Raw genomic sequence first — 525 nt, 5'->3', positions numbered from 1 at the left:
CCCCTGCGCTGCTCGCGTCAGGCGGGGTCACGTGCAAACTCGCTTCGCTCAAACAGCACGTGCCCTTATCCGCCTGCCGCTGCGCTGCTCGGCGGCGCCTCAACGGCCAGCCAAGGGCACACCGCCCGCCACCGTGGACACGTTGGGGTCGATCCCTCCACCCGACACTTCATCGATGCGCATAAGCCGATCCGCTAGAAGCGCCCACGGTGCTTCGCACAGCCGCGCAGCAGACACACACCAAAATCCCATGGCTATACTCCGCCCGTCACGTCAAAGAAAGACGTGATCGGGATTGGACTCCCGAATCCACCTCTGCGACGAAAGCCGCAGTCTCTTCTCTCCGCAGAGGGTGCGGCAGTTTTTGCAATCGAACTGCTTGGAGCCCAATCATGGCCAGTTGTCCCTGCGCGTCCGCGCAATCTTCCACCCCTTCCGAATCCATCGATCCTGCTGACATCGCCGTCGACTCGACGCCAGCCGCGATCACGCTCGAATCACTCGCTTCGCATTTGCGCAGCACCG

General features: G+C 62.7%; 1 protein-coding gene. It reads right to left on the bottom strand.

What is annotated here, in order from left to right; translation table 11 throughout:
- Positions 1 to 268: 268 nt before the first annotated feature.
- Positions 269 to 525 (bottom strand): hypothetical protein (locus AC1DNF_RS35775; RefSeq protein WP_478153679.1); only part of this gene is annotated, 257 nt, incomplete at its 5' end.

The organism is Variovorax sp. 01T432 (assembly GCF_056398605.1).
This window is presented reverse-complemented; position numbering and strand designations above follow the sequence as displayed.